This is a genomic window from Anaeromyxobacter dehalogenans 2CP-C (genome assembly GCF_000013385.1).
In the GTDB taxonomy this organism is placed as follows: Bacteria; Myxococcota; Myxococcia; order Myxococcales; family Anaeromyxobacteraceae; genus Anaeromyxobacter; species Anaeromyxobacter dehalogenans_B.
This window is the reverse complement of sequence record NC_007760.1, coordinates 371,947-393,039: the sequence shown is the minus strand read 5'-3', so window position 1 is coordinate 393,039 and position 21,093 is coordinate 371,947. Positions and strand designations below refer to the sequence as shown.

At 75.4% G+C, this 21,093-nt stretch carries 17 protein-coding genes; 4 read left to right on the top strand and 13 right to left on the bottom strand.

The genetic code is table 11. From position 1 onward, the window contains the following. Nucleotides 1-3: 3 nt before the first annotated feature. The 10 genes from ADEH_RS01715 to ADEH_RS22525 form a co-directional block, all read right to left on the bottom strand. Nucleotides 4-633: a hypothetical protein gene (locus ADEH_RS01715; RefSeq protein WP_011419393.1), complete on the bottom strand. Its 630-nt coding sequence runs from the start codon at nucleotides 631-633 to the stop codon at nucleotides 4-6. Then, a complete protein-coding gene (locus ADEH_RS01710; RefSeq protein WP_011419392.1) occupies nucleotides 623-1,114 on the bottom strand; it encodes a hypothetical protein in 492 nt (163 codons plus the stop codon). The genes ADEH_RS01715 and ADEH_RS01710 overlap by 11 nt, the downstream gene beginning before the upstream one ends. Next, nucleotides 1,111-2,565 carry a hypothetical protein gene (locus tag ADEH_RS01705; RefSeq protein ID WP_011419391.1) on the bottom strand — a complete coding sequence of 485 codons (1,455 nt, stop codon included), beginning with the start codon at nucleotides 2,563-2,565 and terminating at the stop codon, nucleotides 1,111-1,113. Before ADEH_RS01705 ends, ADEH_RS01710 begins: the two co-directional genes overlap by 4 nt. Beyond that, complete coding sequence (locus tag ADEH_RS23250; RefSeq protein ID WP_198133809.1) at nucleotides 2,562-2,726, bottom strand: hypothetical protein; 165 nt, start codon at nucleotides 2,724-2,726, stop codon at nucleotides 2,562-2,564. Before ADEH_RS23250 ends, ADEH_RS01705 begins: the two co-directional genes overlap by 4 nt. Further along, nucleotides 2,723-2,890 (bottom strand): hypothetical protein, encoded by a 168-nt coding sequence (locus ADEH_RS23245; protein WP_198133808.1) that lies wholly within the window; start codon nucleotides 2,888-2,890, stop codon nucleotides 2,723-2,725. The genes ADEH_RS23250 and ADEH_RS23245 overlap by 4 nt, the downstream gene beginning before the upstream one ends. Then, nucleotides 2,887-4,362 (bottom strand): 4Fe-4S dicluster domain-containing protein, encoded by a 1,476-nt coding sequence (locus ADEH_RS01700; RefSeq protein WP_011419390.1) that lies wholly within the window; start codon nucleotides 4,360-4,362, stop codon nucleotides 2,887-2,889. Before ADEH_RS01700 ends, ADEH_RS23245 begins: the two co-directional genes overlap by 4 nt. 67 nt (nucleotides 4,363-4,429) lie before the next feature. Then, a complete protein-coding gene (locus ADEH_RS01695; protein WP_011419389.1) occupies nucleotides 4,430-4,681 on the bottom strand; it encodes a hypothetical protein in 252 nt (83 codons plus the stop codon). Between the two features lies 1 nt (nucleotide 4,682). Next, nucleotides 4,683-6,605, bottom strand: coding sequence for a 4Fe-4S dicluster domain-containing protein (locus tag ADEH_RS01690; protein ID WP_011419388.1), 1,923 nt, complete (start codon nucleotides 6,603-6,605; stop codon nucleotides 4,683-4,685). A gap of 123 nt (nucleotides 6,606-6,728) precedes the next feature. After that, complete coding sequence (locus ADEH_RS01685; RefSeq protein ID WP_011419387.1) at nucleotides 6,729-7,355, bottom strand: sulfite exporter TauE/SafE family protein; 627 nt, start codon at nucleotides 7,353-7,355, stop codon at nucleotides 6,729-6,731. Then, a complete protein-coding gene (locus tag ADEH_RS22525) occupies nucleotides 7,352-7,840 on the bottom strand; it encodes a metal-sulfur cluster assembly factor (protein ID WP_011419386.1) in 489 nt (162 codons plus the stop codon). Before ADEH_RS22525 ends, ADEH_RS01685 begins: the two co-directional genes overlap by 4 nt. Nucleotides 7,841-8,259: 419 nt before the next feature. Between ADEH_RS22525 and ADEH_RS01675 the strand changes: the two genes are divergently transcribed. Together ADEH_RS01675 and msrB are read left to right on the top strand one after the other, a co-directional pair. Then, complete coding sequence (locus tag ADEH_RS01675) at nucleotides 8,260-10,341, top strand: methyl-accepting chemotaxis protein (RefSeq protein WP_011419385.1); 2,082 nt, start codon at nucleotides 8,260-8,262, stop codon at nucleotides 10,339-10,341. Between the two features lie 108 nt (nucleotides 10,342-10,449). Then, the gene (gene msrB / locus ADEH_RS01670; protein ID WP_041453793.1) at nucleotides 10,450-10,872 is read left to right on the top strand and encodes a peptide-methionine (R)-S-oxide reductase MsrB; all 423 of its coding nucleotides are present in this window, start codon (nucleotides 10,450-10,452) and stop codon (nucleotides 10,870-10,872) included. A gap of 9 nt (nucleotides 10,873-10,881) precedes the next feature. Here msrB and ADEH_RS01665 read toward each other — a convergent pair whose 3' ends face one another. Beyond that, the gene (locus tag ADEH_RS01665; protein ID WP_011419383.1) at nucleotides 10,882-13,506 is read right to left on the bottom strand and encodes a M1 family metallopeptidase; all 2,625 of its coding nucleotides are present in this window, start codon (nucleotides 13,504-13,506) and stop codon (nucleotides 10,882-10,884) included. A gap of 126 nt (nucleotides 13,507-13,632) precedes the next feature. Here ADEH_RS01665 and ADEH_RS01660 point away from each other — a divergent pair, with 126 nt between their 5' ends. Beyond that, on the top strand, nucleotides 13,633-16,719 hold the full coding sequence (locus ADEH_RS01660) for an Ig-like domain-containing protein (protein WP_041453258.1): 3,087 nt from the start codon (nucleotides 13,633-13,635) through the stop codon (nucleotides 16,717-16,719). A 78-nt stretch (nucleotides 16,720-16,797) separates the two neighbouring features. On the opposite strand, the gene ADEH_RS01655 is transcribed toward ADEH_RS01660, so the two are convergent. Further along, nucleotides 16,798-19,092: a M6 family metalloprotease domain-containing protein gene (locus tag ADEH_RS01655; RefSeq protein WP_011419381.1), complete on the bottom strand. Its 2,295-nt coding sequence runs from the start codon at nucleotides 19,090-19,092 to the stop codon at nucleotides 16,798-16,800. A gap of 199 nt (nucleotides 19,093-19,291) precedes the next feature. Next, on the bottom strand, nucleotides 19,292-20,125 hold the full coding sequence (locus ADEH_RS01650) for a DUF6544 family protein (protein ID WP_011419380.1): 834 nt from the start codon (nucleotides 20,123-20,125) through the stop codon (nucleotides 19,292-19,294). A gap of 211 nt (nucleotides 20,126-20,336) precedes the next feature. Here ADEH_RS01650 and ADEH_RS01645 point away from each other — a divergent pair, with 211 nt between their 5' ends. After that, on the top strand, nucleotides 20,337-21,092 hold the full coding sequence (locus ADEH_RS01645; RefSeq protein ID WP_041453257.1) for an alpha/beta fold hydrolase: 756 nt from the start codon (nucleotides 20,337-20,339) through the stop codon (nucleotides 21,090-21,092). Nucleotide 21,093: the final 1 nt, after the last annotated feature.

The following is a 21,093-nucleotide window of genomic DNA, read 5'->3' as shown; positions in this document are numbered from 1 at the left end:
CTCCTAGTTGGTGAGGGACCCGCTGTCCCGGAGCACGCCAGACGGACACCACACGAAGCACTTCCCGCACCGCGGACAGCTGCCCTTCGCGAACCCCGGCTCGACGTTCCCGCGCTCCCCCACGCGCATGGAGATGGGGTAGTCGCGGCGCATCACGCTCTTGCAGCCGTCCAGGCAGCGGTTGCAGATCGGGTAGAGGCAGCGCTGGACCCCGAAGCGCAGGCCCTTCGCGCGCGCCTCGAGGATCCGCTCGAGCATGTCCTCCCGCTCGACGTACCGGTCCATGGCCTTGAGGAGCCGGTGCTCCCCGATCTCCCCGCCGTGGATCGCGAGCGCGTAGTCCGCGAGGTCGCCTCGGCGCACCGTGACGGTCCCGTCCACGATCGGCTTCAGCAGGCCGAGCAGGCTGCCGCCCTCCACGTGCGCGAACACGATGATCCGGCCGCTGCGCGTCTGGTCGGACAGGTGGATCCGGAGCTCGTCCGGCAGGAACTCGAACCTCGCCTCCGCCGGCGCCACCACCCGCGGATAGGAGCCGGGGAACTGCTCCCTCCACGGCGCCTGCGCGGCGCGCACGCCGAGCGCGACGGCCAGGAACGTCAGGGCGGACAGGAAGACGGGGCTACGGAGCATGGGACGCCCATTCGTTGCTCGCGTCGCCGCGGAGCTGCGTGATGACGCGGAGCAGGGGGAGCCGCAGCCCGCAGCCCTTCTCGCAGGCGCCGCAGCGGAAGCACGCGCGGGCCGCGTCGCGCGCCCGCATCCTGAAGGTGACCACCTCCGCGTCCGGCCCCAGTTCGGCCGCCGCCTCTCGCGCGGTCGGGTGCCGGTCCCCGACCGTCACCAGCATCCCCGGGTCGATCTCCAGCGCGTGGCGCGCGCGGAGCCGCACGTTCGTCGCGTACATGTACACGTCGCCGCTCCCGGCCAGCGCCGCCGACACGAAGCCCTGCGGGTCGAGCCCGAGCACGCACCGCGCCGTGCACGCCTTGCAGTCGTAGCAGGTGACCGCCCACGGCTGGCCGGCGCGAAGGGCGTCGCCGAGCAGCCAGCCCAGGTACGCGAGCGTGAGGCCGACCGCGAGCGCGTTCACGGCGACGAGGGCGCGCCTCACAGGATCACCAGGAGCGCGCCGGTGACGAGGCCGCCCAGCAGGCCGCCGAGGTGGTGCACGCGGTAGCCGTACACGAGGTTCACCACCGCGCCCGCGAGCGCGCCGAGCGCGAGCGCCACCGGGAAGTAGCGGACGTCGAGCGCCACCGAGGCGAGCGGCAGCCGCGAGACGAGCAGGGCGGTGACCGGGACGCCCAGGAAGATCCCGAGCGCCTGCGGCTGGCCGGACCAGGCGTCGCGGATGCGCAGCCGCCCCTCGCCGATGCTGCCGATGCCGCCGATGGCGGAGGGGCCGCAGGAGGCCGCGCCGGCCAGGATGAAGGCGGAGAGCAGCGTCGGCGTGGCGCGCTCGAGGCCGGTCACGCCCGCCAGGCGGACGCCGAACAGGAGCACGCCGGGGATGAGCGCGAGCGAGACGATCCGGCCGCACGGCATCGCCAGCATCACCGGCACGTAGGCCAGCACGACGCTCACCCCGACGTAGCCGAGCCAGGTGTGCTCCGCCGCCCACACCAGCAGCACGAGCAGCGCGTCGAACGCCCCCGCGACCGAGAGCGCGCCCGCCACCAGGAACCCGGCCAGCATGGCGGAGAGCGGGTGGAGCATCACGCCGCCCAGGAGGTCGTCGAGGCCGAGCCGGGCCACCAGCATCACGCACGCCGTCCCGAGCGTCAGGGTCACCTGCAGCGGGACCGGCGGGCGCACCAGCACGACGAGGAGCAGCACCGCCACGAACATCGCCAGCGCGAGGTACCCGTGCTCCGGCACCGGCCGCTCGACGGGCGCCGGGGGCGTGGCGCGCATCCGGAGCGTCCCGCCGAAGCCCCACCGGATCAGCGCCATGGTGGCGACGGTGATCACCAGGATCGCGATCTGCGCAGGGTTGGAGAAGGAGCCGGGCGGATAGCGCCCCATGCCCTCGCCCAGCATCCCGATCCCGCCGATCACCGAGGGGCCGCACGAGGCCGCCGCGTTCACGACCAGGCCGAACACCGTCACCGCCACCAGCACCGGCTCGCGGCGCTCGCGGGCGAGCGCCCACCCCAGCATGAGCGCGAGCGGCATGAGCGGCGACACCAGGATGCGGCCGCAGGGCATGGCGAGGATGGTGGGCAGGTTCACCACCAGCAGGATCACGAAGGGCGCTCCGAGCCGCGTGCGCGTGAGGCGCGCGAGCAGCCGCGCCGCGGCGTCGAACGCGCCGGCGGCGTGCAGCGCACCCGCGAGCAGGAAGCCCGCGATGACGCTGGTGACCGGGTGCACGTTCGCCGACGCGAGGAGCTGTGGCCAGGGGATGGGCTGGCCGGCGAGCGCGGTGAGCCCGAGCGCGATCCCGGCGATGGCGAGCAGGAGCGCCTGCAGCGTGATCACGCGCTGCGGGATCCAGCCGCGCAGCGAGGCGACCACCCCGCCCACGAACACCGCCAGCGCAGCCGGGCCGGCCCAGGTCATCGACGTTCCCCCCCGCGGGGTCGCTCGAGCTGGACGAGCGGCGCGCACCCTGGCTCGCCCCCGCACCGGCCGCAGTCGCCGCCGCAGCCGTGGCCGTCGGGGCGCCGCAGCAGCGCGTAGACGCCCACGGCGAGCAGCAGCGTGGTGACGAGCTCGATCATGACAGCACCCACAGCAGCGCGGCCGCGATCAGGCCGCCGGACAGGCCCCCGGGGCTCCAGGGCGCGGCCTGGAACGCCACGTTGAACAGCGCACCGACGAGCAGGCCCGCCGCGCCCAGCGCGAGCCACGCCCTCACCGCTCCGGCGGAGGGGCCCGCCTTCACGACCGCGCCTCCGGCGCCGAGGCGCCGCCGCCCGCCTGCGGCCGATCCGGCGCCTGGGGCGGCGCCGCGGCGGGCTCGCCCAGCGCCCTGCGCGCCTCGTCGCGCAGCCGGAGCGCGGCCCTGCCGTAGCCGAGCAGGTCGTCGAGCCACACCAGGAGGTGGTTGGCGACGACCGACTTGCGCGCGATGAGCGCCTGCGCCCAGCGGTGCGCCAGCAGGTCCTTCTTGTTGAAGGGGCAGGCCCCGGTGCACGCCATGCACTTCGGGTTCAGCTTGAGGTACGTCCAGCACTTCGGGCCGTCCACCTGCCAGCGCGAGACGCCGCCCGCCGGCGCGCCCGCGTCGCCGCGCGGGACCGCGTTCACCGGACAGGCGTCCGCGCACTTGTTGCAGACGCGGCAGAACTCCTGCACCCCGAGATCGCGCTGCCGGTCCACGGCGAGCGGGATGTCGGTCGTCACCACCGCGAAGCTGCCGCGCGGCCCGAAGCGGTCGTTGATGAGCATCCCGTTCTTGCCCACCTCCCCCAGCCCGGCTTCGATCGCGAGCGGGACCACCTGCACCTCGGACCACCGGCCGAAGTGCGCGCGCGCCGGGTAGCCCAGGCTGCGGATGGCCTTCGCCAGGTGCACCGCGATCCGGCCGCCCTCCGCGTAGAACTCGAGCGTGTCGCGGTACTCCTGGATCACCTCCGCAGGGATGGGAACGGCGGGGTCGTCGCTGCGACCGGAGAGGACCGCCGCCACCTCCTCCGGGATGGCGCTGTAGTAGTCGCGCCAGGGCAGCGGCGCGGACGGGCTCGCGAGCCGGTAGTCGAGGCCGGTGCCGATGACGATGGCGAAGCGGTGGCGGAGCTCGACGGGCCGGCCGTCGTTGTCCTTGCGGAACACGAACTGCGGGTGGAGCGCGGTGATCCCGGTCACCTGCGCGCCGAGCGCGCGGGCCTCGTCCTTGATCTGCGCGGCCAGCACGGCCGGCTCGGTGACCTCCACCGCGACCGGCGCCGGCGCGCCGTCGCGCGCGGCGCGGTGGGCGACCTTGCCGGAGCACACGTCGTACACCGTGAAGGTGAGCTCGTCCTCGCTCCCGCCGCCCCTCGTCCGCTCGACCTTGCCGAGGACGTCGTTGCCGGGCTGCGTGGACGCGTCGTATTCGGTCGTCGGCGTGGCGGCGCCCACCCGCTTGTCCGGGAAGCTGCGATCGGACGGGAGCACCAGCGCGAGCGCCAGCGCCACCGCCGACGCGAGCGCGGCGCGCAGCACGCGGCGCGGCACCGCCCCGTCCAGCGCGCCGCGGCGGCGCGCCACCACCAGCCCCGTCGCGACCGCCGCGCAGGCGAGCGCCGCGCCGACGGAGATCCAGGTGGCGCGCCACTCCCGCTCGACCAGGGCCGCCGAGGCCATCGCTGCCCAGGCCACCGCCCCCGCCGCGGCGAGCGCGACGCATCCCAGCTCTCGAGCCTTCCAGCGCACGCGGTGCTCCAGTCCCCTCCCCCGGGACCGGGCCGTCCGGCCCGGCCCCGGGTCCAGGGGGTGGGGGTTACGGGGTGGGCTGCTCCTGCGCCGCCTCGGCGGCGGTGCGCGGCCGGACGAACGCGAGGACCGCGATGCCCGGCAGCGACCAGATGACGAACAGCGCGAGGAAGCGCCAGGCCGCGACCGGCGACGAGATGAGGAGCGTGTCGATCAGCGCCCATACGCCGAAGGCGAGCAGGCCCGCGGTGACGCCGATGAGGATCAGCTCGTACCACTGCAGCGAGATCTGGATCTTGAGCTGCTTGAGCCGGTCCATGTCACTTCTCCTCGGCCCACATGCGGGCGGCCTGCTCGTAGGACAGCTTCTGCTTCTCGTACTTGGGATCGCGCGGCGGGAAGACCTCGGCGTCCGGCGTGTAGGAGGCGCCGGAGAACGCCTTGCCCTCCAGCAGCAGGCGGGTCGCCTCCTCCGGCGTCAGCAGCTTCCCGGGCAGCGGCAGGTTGGGCGGGAGCTCGCCCGCCTCGTAGTCCCAGTGGACGTTGCGGTTGCGGCCGTTGGCGTCCACCAGGCGATCGGGGATCTTCCCCCAGGTCGTGCCCTTGTAGCTGAGCCCGACCTTCCCCATCTTCGGGTCCACCCCGGACGCCCACTCCTCGTTCTTGGAGCGGTCACGCTCGGTGTAGATGTACTGGCCGACCTGGTAGGGGAACTTGGCCTTCCAGCCGGGGTCCTCCTGGATCCAGCGGGCCGGACGGCTCACGTTGTAGGGGCCGGCCTCGGAGCTGTACTCGAAGTCGAGCCAGTCCTCGAGGCCGACGCCGTGGATGTTGCCGAACAGGTAGGTGGCGATCGGGCTGTGCCGGATGATGTAGTTCCCGACGCGGTGGAACGGTGTGTCGGGCTTGTTGTACGGGCACACCGCCAGGCAGGCGCCGCACATGTTGCCGTTCAGGTTCCCGGTCCGGAACCGGGTGCACTTGTCCTTGTCCACCTGCCACATGTTCACGCCGTTCTCGACCGTCGGCTCGCCCATCGGCACGGCGTTCACCGGGCACGCTCGGGCGCAGCGATCGCAGTTCGCGCACATGCGGGTGATGCCCCAGCCGACGTTCGGCTCGCCGACGTCCATCGGAAAGTCGGTGAAGATGGTGGCGGACTTGAAGCGGAGACCGCCGGCGGTGGGAACCACCGCGTCGGAGAGGCGGCCGTACTCGCCGATGCCGCTGTACACCGAGACGGTGGTCTCGATGTTCTCGTAGTTCATGCCGCCGAACCCGACGCGGGCGGTGTACCCCATGTCCCGGAGCACCTGCGCCATGCGGATGCCGATCCAGGCGCTGGTGGAGTAGGCCTGGCCGCTGTTCGACACCGACCACCAGGAGGTGCCCGAGTCGTTGTGCACGCGGGTCCAGTCCTGGTCGGTGAAGAGCTGGATGACGTACTTCAGGTCCTTCGCGTCCTTCAGCGGCAGCGGCGTGCCCCAGGTGCTGAGGTCGTGCGAGTAGAACCAGCGCGGGTCCACCGCGGCGATGGCGATCTTCGGGGAGCCGAGCCAGGCCGCGAGCGACTTGATCATGAGGGCGTTCTCGCGAGGCGTGTAGCTCGCCTTCTGCGTGCCCATGACCTTGGCGACCTCGCCGAACAGGTAGTCGCCGCTGTTCCAGCCGAGCTTCTTGTCCCGCTTCTCGCCCTCGAAGTTCGACCAGCTGTACCGGAGCGGGTTCGCTGGCTCGCCGCCGATGGTGGTCGCGCCGCGGAGACGCTCCATGAGGATGGTGCCGCCGAACAGCGCACGCGACACGGGGTTGCCGCTGATGAAGTTCGGCGGCCAGCCCCACTCCGACATCATGTGGCCCTGATCGGCCGGGTCGCCGTACACGAGGCCGCCCGCCGCGATGTTCGGACCCGTGACTCCGGTCAGGCCGCGGGCGAAGCCGTGCTCCATCTCGCTGAAGCGGTGGACCTCGCCCACGATGTAGTCGGGCTTGTCCGGAACCGGCCAGGGCCCGAACAGCAGCACCAGGGCCACCGTCCAGAAGCCGCTCACGGAGAGCGCCGCGTTCCTCCGCAGCTTCGCGGTGACCGGGAAGCGCAGCCCCCACCAGGCGAGCCCGACCGCCGCGACCACGAACAGCAGCAGGAAGGCGTAGATGTGGTAGTCGGACAGGATGAAGACCGCGAGGTCGAGGACCCACGCGGCGCCGATGCCCCACAGGACGTAACGGTCCGTCTTGGTCATGGCGCGCGACCCCTCGTTGGTTCGTGCCGGTGATGGTTGGTCATGGATGCCGTTCGCCTCCCAGTCGATCGATGGTCGTGCTGCGTTCCGGGCGTTCACGCGCTGGCGCGGAGGCCCGGGCTCCTACGCCAGTAGCTCCCGCACTCCCTGCACCAGCAGCGCGATCCCCGCGATGACCGACGCGCCGCGCCCCACGCGCTGCCACAGGTCGCGCCGCGGCAGGTAGCCGAGCAGCGCGACGGGCACGACGTAGAGGGTGGTGGCGGCGAAGAAGGCGAGGAAGAAGGCGAGCCCGCCCACCACCTGCCCCGAGCGATCCATCGCGTAGGCCACCGCGAGCAGGAACGGGGGGCAGACCGACAGCGCGGCGGCGAGCCCGAGCAGGAAGGGGAACGCGCGCGACCGCGCCACGCGCGCGACCGCGCCGCACGCCCCGCGGTGCGGCAGGCCGCGCCCGAGGCCGTGCACGATCAGCACCACGCTCAGCGCCAGCCAGGCCACCGTCACCACCCGGCGCTGCACGGGCCCGGCCATCGACGACGCGAGGCCGGTGAGCACGCCGACCGTCGAGTACGCGACCAGGCGGCCGGCCAGGAACTTCGCCAGGAACCCCCAGGCGCCGCGCCGCGGCCCGGCCCCCGCCTCCGGCAGCGCGAAGGGCAGCGCCAGCGGGATGCACCCGATGAAGCAGAGCGGACCCGTGCCCAGCCCGAGCAGGAAGCCGCTGGAGAGCGGGCCGAGCAGGGTCATCGATGCGCCCCCGCGTGCGATCCCTCCACGATCCGCTTCCGGGCCTCCAGGCTCACGCGGTCCCAGCTCCAGGGCGGGTCCCGGGTGACGGTGAGCGCCACCTCGCGCACCGCCGGGTGCTGGAAGATCGCGCGGCGCACGTCCTCGATCATCTGCTTCGAGAACGGGCAGCCCGCGGAGGTGAGCGTCATCACCACGGCCACCCGGCCGTCGCGCGGCACCGTGACGTCGTAGACGAGGCCCAGGTCCACCACGTCGATGCCGAGCTCGGGATCGAGCACCGTCCGGAGCCGCTCCCACACGGCGGCCGGGGTGACCGCGCCGCGCGCGGGATCTCCCGCCGGCCTTGTCCACTGATAGTGAGCGTCCGCGCGGCTCACGCCCGCGGCCACGAGGATCGCGGCGGATGCCCCCAGCAGCAGGGCCGCGAAGGTCCACTCCAGGGCGCGCGAGGCGCGGCTTCGTGCATTCGGGCGGAACGGCATGCCCGCCCGGGGTTACATGGGCCATGCCACGCACCGAGCGCTCAATTGACATGCAATTGCGCAGGAATTCCGACGTGCGCGGCACCGCGCGCTTTCCGATTGAAAGCCTCCCGGGCAACCTGAAACGCGGTGGGCGCCGCGCCCACCCTCGACCCGCCTCGGGCGACCGGGCGGGCCTCGCCGCCGATGGCTCGCGAAGCGCGTCAACACCTTGACGCGCAGGCGCCCCCATCCGTCTCCGCGGCCCCAGCGCGTCCACCCTGGGGCGCGCGCCACTCGACCCGGGACGCGGGACGGCGCCGGGCGGCCCCGGTGCGCAAGCGGCCGCGGTCCGGGCGTTCGGCGCGCTCGCGGCAGGCTGGCACGCGGGGTGCTGCGGCGGCTCCGCAGCACCGCGCCCCCTCGCCGGAGTCCCGACGATGCTCCGCTCGCTCCCGGTCTCGACGAAGATCCTCGGCTCCTCCCTGCTCGCCGCGGGCGCCACGCTCGCGGCCGGCCTCGCGGGCTGGCTCGCCGCACGGGGGAGCCTGCCTGGCGGCGCCGCCCTGGCGCTCGGCGCCCCGGCGGCGGTGGCGGCGGTGATCGCCGGGGGTGGGCTGTTCGTCTCGCGCGTGGTCGGCGACGCCCTCCGCGCCATGCGCACCGAGTCCGTGCGCGTGCGCGACGCGGTGCGCGCCGGGACGCTCACGGTGCGCGGCGCCGAGGGGCGCATCGATCCGGAGTTCCAGCTCGTCATCCGGACCCTGAACGAGACGCTGGACGCGTTCTCCGCCCCGTTCGCCGCCACCGCGGAGGCGGTGGAGCGCATCTCGCGCGGCGACCTCCCCGCGCGCATGACCGCGCCGTTCGAGGGCGACTTCGACCGCCTGCGCTGCGCGGTGAACGCGGTCATCGAGGTGGTCGAGCAGCGCAACGAGGACATCCGGCGCCTGGTGGAGGCGGCCACCGCCGGGCGGCTGGACGTGCGGGCCGACGTCACGCGCTACCACGGGTACAACGGCGCCATGATCGGCCGGATCAACCTGCTCCTCGACACGGTGATCCGGCCGATCGAGGTCGCCACGGATCGGGTGGTGCGGCTCGCGGCCGGCGAGGTGCCGCCCGACGTCGAGCTGCCGGTGCAGGGCCGCTTCCTCGACCTGAAGCGCGGGGTGAACGCGCTGCTCGAGGTGGTGCGCCTGCGCAACGCCGACCTGGCGCTGCTCCTGCGCGCCGCGGCGGAGGGGCGCCTCGACGTGCGCGCCGACCCGTCGCGCTACCCCGGCCAGAACGGCGAGCTGGTGCGGGGCATGAACGCCCTGCTCGACGCGGTGGTGGCGCCGCTCCGGGCCGCGGCCGGCGCGCTCGAGCGGCTGGCGCGCGGGGAGGCGCCGGCGCCGATCGAGGAGACCTATCGCGGCGAGTTCGACACGCTCCGCCGGAGCGTGAACGCCTGCACCGCGGCCATCCGCGCGCTGGTTGGCGAGGTGGACGTCGCCATCGAGGCCGGCCGCGCCGGCGACCTCGGCCGCCGCGGCGACCCGGCGCGCTGCGAGGGGGACTACCGCCGCGTGCTCGCCGGGGTGAACGAGATCCTGGACGCGGTCTCGGCGCCGGTGCGCGAGGCGAGCGACGTGCTGGCGCGGCTCGCCGCGCGCGACCTGCGTGCGCGCATGGGCGGGCGCTACCAGGGCGACCACGCGCGGCTCCAGCAGGTGGTGAACGGCACCGCCGGCGCGCTCGACGCGGCGCTCGGCCAGGTGGTCGAGGCCGTGGGCCGGATCTCGGCGGCCGCGGCCCAGATCGCCTCCACCAGCGAGGCCGTGGCCGGCGGCGCCGCCGAGCAGGCCTCCGCCATCGGCCGCACCGGCGCGACGCTGGAGGCGGTGGCCGGGCAGGCGCGCGCCACCTCCGAGCACGCCTCCGCCGCCGACGGCCTCACCGCCGCCGCGCGCGACGCCGCGGCCGAGGGCGCCGCCACGGTGTCGCGCATGACCGCGACCATGGCGCAGGTGCGCGGGGCGGCCGAGCAGACCGCGCAGATCATCAAGGACATCGACGAGATCGCGTTCCAGACCAACCTGCTCGCGCTGAACGCGGCGGTGGAGGCGGCCCGCGCCGGCGACGCCGGCCGCGGGTTCGCGGTGGTGGCCGAGGAGGTGCGGTCGCTCGCGCTCCGCTCGAAGGCGGCGGCCTCGCGCACCGAGGCGCTCATCCACGAGTCGGTGCGCCAGGCGGCGGACGGCGACGCCATCACCCGCGCGGTCGCGGAGCGGCTGGAGGTGATCCGCGCCGGCTCGGATCGGCTCGCCGCGCTCGCCGCCGGGATCAGCGCCGCGGCGCGCGAGCAGGCCGGCGGGGTCGAGCGGATCACCGGCGCGGTGGCGGAGATCGACCGGGTGACGCAGCAGAACGCCGCCAGCGCCGAGCAGTCCTCGGCGGCGGCGGCGGAGCTGTCGTCCCGCTCGGGCGAGCTGGCGGAGCTGCTCGGCGGCTTCCGGCTGGGGGGTGCCGCGGCCTGAGGGTCCCAGGAGCTCGGGAGCCTTACCGCCTGCGCCCCGGGCGCGCGGAGCCCGGCGCGGTTACGTACCCGCGGCGCGATGGGACGCTCCACCGCCCGCGAGGCCCGCATGGACAAGCTCATCCTCTCCGACGCCGAGTGGCGCGACCGGCTCACGCCGGAGCAGTACCAGGTGCTGCGCGGCCACGGCACCGAGCCGCCCGGCACCGGCTGCTTCCTGGGCACGCACGAGCCGGGGACCTACGTCTGCGCCGGCTGCGGGAACCCGCTGTTCCGCTCCGGCGAGAAGTTCGAGTCCGGCACCGGCTGGCCGTCGTTCACCCGCCCGGTGTCGGAGGAGGCGGTGGTCGAGGTGCACGATCGCTCGTACGGCATGCGCCGCACCGAGGTGCGGTGCGCCCGGTGCGACGGCCACCTGGGCCACGTGTTCCCCGACGGCCCGCCGCCCACCGGCCTGCGGTACTGCATGAACTCCGCCGCCATGCAGCACGTGCCCGAGGGCGCCCCTCTCGACGCGCCGGGCGGAGGCTGACCGGCGGCGTCAGCGCCCCAGGAAGCGCGCCACCGCGGGCCCGTTGCGGGCGCGGGCGGCGCGGCAGGCGTCTGCGTCCTCCAGCGCGCGGGCGAGCGCCCGCGGCGCCCCGTCGAACGCCTCGGCGCGCGGGCGCAGGAACGCGGCCACCTCGCCGGCGCGCCCGGGATCGCAGGCGAGCCCGGCGGCCTGCGCCACCAGCCACGAGCCCTCGTCGCTCCGCAGCCGCGGCGCGATCGCCTCCCACCGCGTGCGCAACAGCTCCCAGGCGCGCCAGCGCGTCTCCCGCCCGGCCAGCGCCACGCGCAGGATCGCGGCGGTGTCGCGCAGGTCCTCCGCGCCGGAGGCGACCAGCGCCAGCGCGCGGTCGAGGAGCGCCGGCCGCTCGAAGCGCCCCAGGATCGCGAGCAGGCGCGCCCGGTCGGTCCGGTCCCGCGCCCCGCGCGCCGCCGCGAGGACGCGGTCGAACAGCGCCGCGTCCCCGGTGCGCGCCGCCACCTCCAGCGCCGGCCAGGCCGCCTCGGCCGGCACCGACCGGCGATCGGCGAGCCACCGCCGCGCCAGCTTCCCCGCCTCGGCGGCGAGCGCCGGGTCCTCGCCCTCGCCCGCCACCCGCGGCAGGAGCAGGCGCCGCAGCGCCGTCGCGTCGTCGGGCTCGCCGCGCCGGGGCATCCACCCGATCGCGCGCGCCCGCCGGCCCCAGGTGTCGCGCACGAACGCGCGCCAGCGCGCGTGGTCGGCCGGCTCCATCCACTCCGGCTGCGCCAGCCGCGCCAGCTCCAGCGAGGCCTCCACCTGAAGCCCGTCCTCGCTCGCGGCGAGCGGCGCCACCAGGCCGAGCGCCGCCTCGGGCGGGAGATCGCCGCGGCGCGCGAGCAGGGACGCGTCGGTGGCGGCGGCGAGCCGCTCCGCCGGCGCGAGCCGGGGCCACAGGCCGGGGAGCGCGGCGGGGTCGAGCGCGGTGAGGTGGTAGCCGGTGCCGCCCGCGTTGGGCCAGAGCCACTCCGGGCAGAACGGCAGCGGGACCTCGCCCTCCGGCCCCTCGCCGCCGACGAGGCCGCACGCCGTCTCCACGCGCCCGCCGGCGCCGGCGCGCACGCAGAGCGGGATCGACCACGCGGCCGCGGGATCGCGCGCGCCGGACGCGAGGAAGCGCTCCTGGCGCACCACCGCCGCGGCGCCGCGCCCGTCGCAGCGCACCGAGGCGCGGACGAGCGGCACGCCCGGGCGCTCCAGGAACCCGCGCAGCGAGGCGGCCACGGCCGGGGTCGAGCGGGACGCCAGCGTGGCGAGGAAGTCCTCGGTCGTGGCGGTGCGGTGCGCGTGCGCGAGCAGGTGGTCGCGCAGCACCGCGCGCCACGCCTCGCGCCCCACGTACCGCTCGTACATGGCGGCCACCGAGGCGCCCTTGTCGTAGGTGATGGCGTTGTCGAAGGCGCCCTCGATCTCGTCGCGCGAGCCGACCGGCTCCCGCAGGCGCTTCGCCGCGGCGAGCACGTCCGCCTCGAGCGCCGACGCGCGGCCCTCGGCGCGACGGCGGGCGGTGCGCCGCCAGGCCGGCTCGAGCGCATCGACGACCACGGAGTCGAGGAAGCTGGTGAGCGACTCGTTCAGCCAGGTGTCGTCCCACCAGGCCATGGTGACGAGGTCGCCGAACCAGTGGTGCACGAGCTCGTGCATCGCGATGGTGGCGTAGCGGAGCTTCCGCTCTCGGGTCTCCTCCGCCGGCGGGACGAGCGTGAGCGGCTGACCCAGCGCCACGATCCCGGGGTGCTCCATGGTGCCCCAGAAGCGCGGCACCACCGCCACGTCGCACTTCTCGTAGGGATACGGCACGCCGGTCTCCGCCTCGATGAGGTCGAGCATGCGCGCGGTGACCGAGGCCGCGTAGCGGGTCTCGCCGCCGCGCCCGCGCGGCACCACGAAGCGCACCGGCACGCGGGCCGCTCCCCCGGCGCCCCCGTCCACCAGGTCGAACGGGCCCACCACGAACGCGACCAGGTACGAGGGCAGCGGCCGCGTCTCGGCGAACTCGACGCGCGTGCCCCCGCCGTCCGGCGCCTCGCGGGCGGCCGGCGTGTTCGCGATGGCCCGGTCGCCCGCCTTCACCGTCAGCGAGAGGCGCCAGGGGATCTTGAAGCCGGGCTCGTCGAAGCAGGGGAAGGCGCGCCGCGCGTCGGCGGGCTCGAAGAACGTGTACGCGTACCAGCGCCCCGCCTCCGGCACCGCGTAGATCCCGCGGCTCCGCACCCGGTCCACCGTGCCGGCGAACGCGATCTCCACGTCCGCCTCGCCCGGCGGCTGCGGGGCGTCGGGGACGAGGCCCAGCAGCCCGCCCTCGGCGAGGACCGCCCGGGCCGGCCGGCCGCCCACCTTCGCCTCCTCGATCTCCAGCCCCTCCGCGTGCAGCCAGACGACGCGCGCCGGCGCGTCGAGGACCACGGGGTAGCGGACCCGGCCGCGGTAGCGCTCCGCGGCGGGATCGAGCGTCAGCGAGACCTCGCCGCGGACGGGCCGCACGCCGGCGGGCAGCCGCAGCGCGGGCGGGACCTCGCCGGCGGGGAGCGCCGGCGGCGAGGCGGGGGCGGAGGCGGCGACCGCGGCCAGGGCGAGTGCGAGGGCGGGGATCGGCATCGCACCCATTAGCACCCCGCGGTCGCGCCGGGCCAAGTGCCCGACAGCGGCCTACCCGCGTGCCCGCGCTGGCCCTCGCGCGCCTGCACCGCGCGTGTAGACTGCGCGCCTTCTCGGAGGATCCGCATGCACCGTCGCGCAGCCCTGCCCCCCCTCGCCGTCGCCCTCGCCTCCGCCCTCGCGCTCGCCGGCTGCTCCGGCGGCGGCGGGGGCGGAGGCGGCGCCCCCGGCGGCTCGTCCTGCGCGCTCCCCGCGGCGAGCTCGCTGCAGGTGGTGGAGTCCGCGCCGGCGCAGGGCGCGGACGGCGTCTCGGTGAACGCGACGGTGCGGATCCGGTTCAACACCTGCGTGGACACCGCCACCCTCGCCGGCGCCCTGTCCTTCCGGCGCGGCACGACCCCGGTGCCGTTCACGCCGGCCTACGACGCGGCCACCGCCACGCTGGTGCTCACGCCGGCGGCGCCGCTCGCGCTCTCGACGTCCTACGCGGTCTTCATCCTGCCCACCGCGCGCGGCGCGCGGGGCGAGCCGTTCGCCGGCTGGGTGCTCGGCTTCGACACCCGCGGCGCGCCGGACACCGTCGCGCCGGCGGTCGCCGCCGACCCGGCCGGCGGCCACTTCAACCACCCGGTGGACGTGACGATCGCCTGCGCCGACGAGCCCGGCGGCTCGGGCTGCGCGCAGACGGTGTACGCGGTGAACGGCGGCGCCCCGCAGACGTACGTCGGGCCGGTCCGCCTCGAGGCGACCGCGACGCTGACGTTCTTCGCGCTCGACGGGGAGGGGAACCGGAGCGCCACCGGCACCGGCACCTACGTCATCGACGTGGATCCGCCCGGCGTCGCCTCGGTGTTCCCGCCCGACGGCGCCACCGGCGTCCCGCTCGACGTGGTGCCGGCGGCCGCGTTCGACGAGGACATGGACCCGGCGACGGTGACCGCCGCCCGGCTCACCCTCGCGCCCGCGCAGGCGACCGGCGCCGCGTACGACCCCGCCACGCGGACGGCGCGCTTCCCGCCCGACCGCCGCCTCGAGTGCGGCACGACCTACACCGCCACGATCGACCCGGGCGTCACCGACCTCGCCGGCAACGGGCTGCCCGCCGCGGTCTCCTGGACCTTCACCACCGACCCGGACTGCGTCGAGCCGGTCACCACCGCCAGCGTGACCGACGGCGTGTACGCGGCGCCGCAGCAGGTCACGCTCACCTGTGCGGACGCGGGCGGCTCCGGCTGCGCGCGCGTGGTGTACACGACCGACGGCAGCGCGCCGGCGCCGGGCAACGGCACCGTGGTGGAGGGCGCCGCCGCCGGCCCCATCGCGGTGGGCGAGGGCGAGACCCTGCTCCGCTACTACTCGGTGGATCGGGCGGGCAACCGCGAGGCGGTGCGCCAGCAGCGCTACTCCGTGTCCACCACCGGGTTCACCTACGTCGCGACCACCGGCGGGCTCGCCCGCGGCGCCGGGGCGGTGCCGGCCCGGTTCGTCGCGCTGGGCGGCGCCGGCTGGACGTACGCGTTCCATCGCGACCCGGTCACCGGCCGGCTCTGGCGCGCCACCGAGCGCGGCGTGGCCGGCTCCGACGACGGGGCTGCCTGGGCGCTCACCCGGCTGGTGAGCCCCACGAACGGCTGGCTGCTCCCGGGCCTGGCGGTGTGGGCCGAGGGCAGCCTGGTCCTGGCCGGCACGGAGGAGGGCGTGTTCCGCTCGGTGGACGGCGGCGCGACGTTCGTGCCGCTCCTGCAGCGCACCATGGACGGCAACGACGCCCGGGTGACGGCGATCGCCGGCGCCGGCAAGGACGTGTACGTCGCGACGTCGCTCGGCCTCGCGGTCTCGCACGACCGGGCGCGCACGTTCGCGTGGACCGTCGCGGACCGGGCCGTCGCCGACGTGGTGCTCGACGCCGGCACCGGGGACGTGTTCGCCGCGACCTCGACCGGCCTCCTCCGCTCCACCGACGGCGGCGCGACGTTCGCCCGGCTGGACACCGGCACCGTCCCCGCACTCCCCTCCGCCGACGTCCGCGCCGTCGCGGTGACCGCCGACCGCGTGTACGCCGCCACCGCCGCCGGCCTCGCCATCCTGGGCCGCGACGCGACCGGCGCGCCCGCCTCGGCCACGTCCATCGCCCGCCCGTGCCCGGCCGGCGAGACCTCGATCCTGGACGTGGCGGTCTCCGGCCAGGGCGTCTGGGTGGTGAGCGGGCAGCGCTACTGGTCGGGCTCCACCGACGCGTTCTGCGCCTCGGCGGACGGCGGGGCGACGTTCGCGCCGCGCTGGTTCGTCGCGCCCGACAGCACCGCGGCCATCGCCTCCACCGTGTACGCCGAGGGCGCGCGCGTGTACGTCGGCTACGCGCCCGGGTTCTTCCTGTCCACCGACGCGGGCGCGACCTTCCGCTCCGCGGAGCTGCCCGCCGGCGGGGTGCGCGACGTGGCCGCCGCCGGCGGCTCGCTGTACGCCGCGCTCGACAGCGGCGTGGCCGTCTCCACCGACGGGTTCCGCACCTTCGTGCTGCGCACCAAGGCGGACGGGCTCGGGAACCCGGGCGTCGAGGATCTCGCGGCGGCGGGCACTCGAGTCTACGCGGTCACCACCTTCGGGCTCTCGGTCTCCTCCGACGGCGGCGCCACCTTCGCGCCGCCGGCGACGCTCACGAACGCCGCCATGGCCGCCTGCGTGGCGGCCCCCGACGCGAGCACCGTGTACCTCGGGCAGATGTCCTGGCTGCAGGTCTCCACCGACGGCGGCGCGCACTTCACGCAGCGGCTGCCGCCGGCCGGCTCGACGAGCTACCTCTCCGACACCGTCGGCGTGGACGCCCGCGGCGGCACCGTCGCGGTGGCGGCGCGCGACACGGTGTTCGTCTCCACCGACGGCGGCGTCACCTTCGCCGAGCGCGGCGCGGCGGCCGGGCTGGTGGCGCCGGCCAGCTACACCCTCTCCCTGCGCGGGGTGGCGGTGGCGCCCTCCGGCGCGATCCACGTGGCCTCGAACGTCGGCCTGTTCAGCTCCACCGACGGCGGCGCCACGTTCATCGCCGCGGCGGGCGGCCCGGCCTGGCTGGACGCGGTGTCCGCGAGCGGCCCGGCGCTCTACCTCGGCGGCGACCTGCTCCACGTCTCGACCGACGGCGGCGCCACCTTCGTCTCGCGCGGCGCGGTGGACGGGCTGCCCGGGCGGCCCGGACCCGCGGTGTACGTCCCCTGAGCCGCCGCACCGGGCGGCGGGGGGTGGGCGGGGGGACCGGCGCCGTGCCGGCCCCTCCCGTCCCCGCCCGCGGGCGCGCTACCGCTTCGGCGCGACCACGACCTGCATGAAGTCACCCTGCGCCGAGGTCCCGACCACGCGGATGGTGGTCCCGGTGTTCGGCACGATCACGCTCGACCAGCCGTAGTGGTTGAGCGACGGATCCGGCGGCACCCAGTAGCTCTGCGTGTCGTCGAAGAGCGGGTTGCCGGCGAGCCCGCCGAAGCAGCCCTCCTGGCTGTTCGCGTGCAGGCACACCACGTCGGTCGGCTCGAGCCCGAACGTCGAGTCGTACGCCTGGAAGCGCGGGCGCCAGGCCTTCCCGTTGTCGGGGCGCAGGACGAGCCCGGGGTGCGCGTCCACCGGCAGGAACAGGCCGCCGCAGCGGCCGCTCGCGCAGGCGTCCCCCACGTTGTTGTTGGCGAACGACGTGTCGTAGTACCAGACCAGCAGGCCGTCCTGGTACGGGAAGTGGTCCACCCAGTTCTGCAGCGCCGGGTCGTTGAGGTAGCCGAAGGTGTACGGGCCGGTGGCGAGCGACTGGTCGTACCCGCGGTACTGCCGGTACTCGGCGAAGTAGGCGTTGAAGTACGGCGCCGCGAGCGTGCCGTTCGTGCGCACGAACCCGTGGTACGTCCAGCCCGCCTCCGCCTCGCCGCCGTCCACCGCCTGCCCGCTCACGGCGATGTCGTCCACGAAGAAGCCGGGCCGGGACTCCGCGACGTCGGTCCAGTAGCGGAACCCGAGCGTCACCGTCTGGCCGGCCCACGCCGACAGGTCGGCGGTGAGGTCCACCCAGGCGCCGCCGGTCGAGCCGGTGATGCCGTTGCCGAAGTTCTGGCCGTTCGGGCTCGTCGAGGTCGAGAGGTTGGTCTGGACCGGCGCGCCGTTCACCGTCAGGTACGCGTAGTCCCAGTCCAGCTCGATGTCGAACCGCACCTTGGCGGTGAGCGACGCGCTGCCGGCGGGCAGCGTCACCTGGCGCGTCATCGAGCTGTCGAGGTCGTTCCCCGAGCCGGAGTAGTAGAAGTACGTCCCGGCGTACGGCGCGCCGACGTTGCGCTCCACCACCTTGTCGGGCAGCAGCACCACCAGCGTCTGCGCCTGCTTCGTGTTCGCCTCCGCCGCGCCGAGCTTCAGCGAGGCGTACTGGCCGGCGCGCACCACCTGGTAGTTCGACCAGCCCAGGAAGATCTTCTCGTACGCGCTCATGTGGATGGGCTTCGTGCCCAGGCCGTCCTCCGGCCGCCCCGAGGCGCCGTAGGAGCCGACCGAGTAGAGCGTCCAGAAGCCGGTGGAGTTCTCGGCGCCGCCGGTGTTGCCGGAGGTGTCGTAGAGGTCCGGCAGGCCGAGGTCGTGGCCGAACTCGTGCGCGAACACCCCCACGCCGCCGTTCTCCGGCTCGACGGTGTAGTCGCCGATCCAGTAGCTGCTGTTGCCGATGCGGATGCCGCCGGCGCGGTTGAACGCGGGGCCGGTCGCGCCGATGTTGTTGTAGAACGCGTACCAGCGGTGGCTCCAGATCGCGTCGGTGCCCTGCGCGCCGCCGCCGGTCTCCTCGCCCTCGCCCGCGTGGATCGCCTGGAAGTGATCGATGTAGCCGTCCGGCTCGTTGAAGTTGCCGTCGCCGTCGTGGTCGTACCGGTCCCACACGTCGTACTGCGCCAGGTAGGCGTCGATCTCGGCCGGCGTCCGGCCCGCCGCGATCTGCGCGTTGTACCAGGCGTTCACCGCGTCGCGCACGAACAGCCAGGTGCGGGCGCAGACGATGCCCCCGCAGTAGTTCGCGCCGTAGTTGGCCTCGTTGAACGGCACCTTCACCCAGTCGGTGACCTCGCCGTTCACGGTGTAGCGGTTCGCGGAGAGCTCCTTGTAGAAGTTCCGCATCGAGACGTCGCCCGGCGCGTCGGAGAACAGCAGCGCCTCGTAGTACGCGCGGCTGAAGTCCGGCGCCCAGATGGTCACGTTGTCCACCGCGCGGTCCGGCTCCGGGATCTGGTTGCGCAGCGGGCCGGCCGTGCCGCCGTAGGTCGCGTTCACGGCGTCGCCGAACTCGCCCACCACCGTCCAGATCCGGTCCTCGCCCAGCCGCTCGAGCTCGACGTACTGGCCGCGCGCGACCTGGTGCGTCCTGCCCTTCGTCCTCCCGTTCAGCTTCTCCTGGATCGCGACGGCCTTGCGCGCCGCCTGCGCGTCGCCGAGCGGATGCGACGGGTTGTCGGTCGTCGGCGCGACGTCCGGGAGCTGCGGGTCGTCGGCTGCGGCGGACGCGGCGGACGGCGCGAGCGCCAGCGCCGCGAGCAGGGCCAGCGTGGTGGTGCCTGTGGTGCGCATCGGATTTCCCCCGAGTGAACGTGCGTGTGGGTGAGGCGAGCTGTCAGTGTTCCCCACTTCGCGCCGGCATCGCCGCGCCCCAAGGGCGGAACCCGAACGTCGTGCGACGCCCGGAAAGCCGTCGAGGCATCGCGCCCCACGCCCGGACCGTGGGTGCGTCGAACGTGGCGTCGCTCCCGCCCCGGCGAGGGGCGGCGGCCTAGAACGGTCGCGGGACCCCGTGCTCCAGCCGCTCCAGCTCGAAGCGCGCGTACGGACGGTCGCGGCCGTCGAGCTCCCAGCTCGCCTCCATCCGGAACGGGACGCGCACGCCGCCCACCTCGCGCCAGTCGGCGCAGCGCCCGGTCCACGGCGTGAGCACGCCCCGGCCCTTCACGTCGCGGTAGCGCAGCGCCGTGATCCGCTCCGGGAGGCCGTCGCCGCCGAAGTGGAAGGTCGCCTCCACCTCCCGCCCGCCCACGCGCAGCCGCGCCCGCGCGCTCGAGGCGTCGCGCGGCAGCCACGCCACGTGCCGCGCGTCGAGCAGCGCCGTCGGGAGCCACACGAGCTCGCCGAGCAGCCGCTGCAGCGCGGCCGCGTCGATCTCCGGACCGGTGACGTCGGCCACCACCAGGGCGGAGGCGAGCGCGATGCGCATGCCGCCCTCGCCGCCGGCCGAGCGATCCCGCGCCGCGACCTCCAGCCCGGGCGCGAGCCGCACGCGTCCCCACCACACGAAGCCCGGCGGCTCGGCGGCGAGGTACTGCACGCCGCGGATCGGCCGCCACGCGCCCTCGAGCGCCGGCCGGAAGGTGCCGCCGTGGCGGAGCCGGGCCGCGGTGAGCGGCGCCGCCCCGAGCGCCCCGGCCAACCCGAGGTAGCGCCGCACCGGCTCGGGCAGGGTCCCGGGATCGAGGCGGGACGGCGGCGCGTCCTCCCGGACCGCCCAGAGCGATCGCGCCTCCGCCGCGACCTCCCGCGCGAACCGGGCGCGCCGCACGCCCACGAGCGCGACGGCGGCGGCGAGCGCGAGCGCGCTGATCCACCCGATCATCGACCTCCCCCGTTCCGGCGGCCGGCGCCGTCACCGCCGCGCCACCGCCCGATCCAACCTCGCAGGATCCCGGGCGCCCGCCAACGGCCGCGACGCCGCACGGGGTGCGGCGGACGGCGGAGCCCGCGGTGGCCGCCCACGGCGCCCTGCCTCCGGCCTATGACGACCGGCAGACGCGCCGCGTCAGGCAGCCGTGTCACCGTGTCACACCATGACCGCCTCCGACGGACCGCTGCTCACGCTGCTCCTGCCCGGCCTGGACGGCACCGGCCGGCTCCTCGAACGGTTCGTGGCCGCCGCGAGCGGCACGCTCGAGCTGCGCACCCTGTCGTACCCGCCGGACCGCGTGCGCTCGTACGCCGAGCTCGCCGAGCTCGTGCGCGCCGAGCTGCCGCGCGGGCGGCGCTTCGCGCTCCTCGGCGAGTCCTTCGGCGGACCGCTCGCGCTGCGCGTCGCCGCAGGGCGGCCGCCGGGGCTGGTCGGGGTGGTGCTGGCGGCGAGCTTCCACCGGCGCCCGGCGGCGCGGCTGGTGTCGGCGCTCCGGCCGCTCTCGCCCGCGTTCTTCCGGCTGCCGCTGCCTGCGCACGCGGTGCGGGTGCTGCTCGCCGGGCACGACGCGCCCGACGCGCTGGTGGCCGACGTGCAGGCCGCGGTCGCGTCGGTCCAGCCGCGGGTGATGGCGCGCCGCGCGCACGAGGCGCTGCACGTGGACGCGACCGGCTGGCTCCGCGACTGCCCGGCGCCGGTGCTGTTCCTGGGCGGGCGGCAGGACCGGCTGCTCCGCACCGGGCTCGCCATCGAGATCCGGCTGGTGCGCCCGGACGCCGAGATCCGCATGCTCGACGCGCCGCACCTCGTCCTGCAGCGGCGGCCCGACGAGGCGATGCGCGCGGTGGAGGGGTTCCTCGCGCGCTCGCCGGCGGCCACCGCGCCGCTGCGCGCGGCGTCCGCCGACGAGCCCGCCTGAG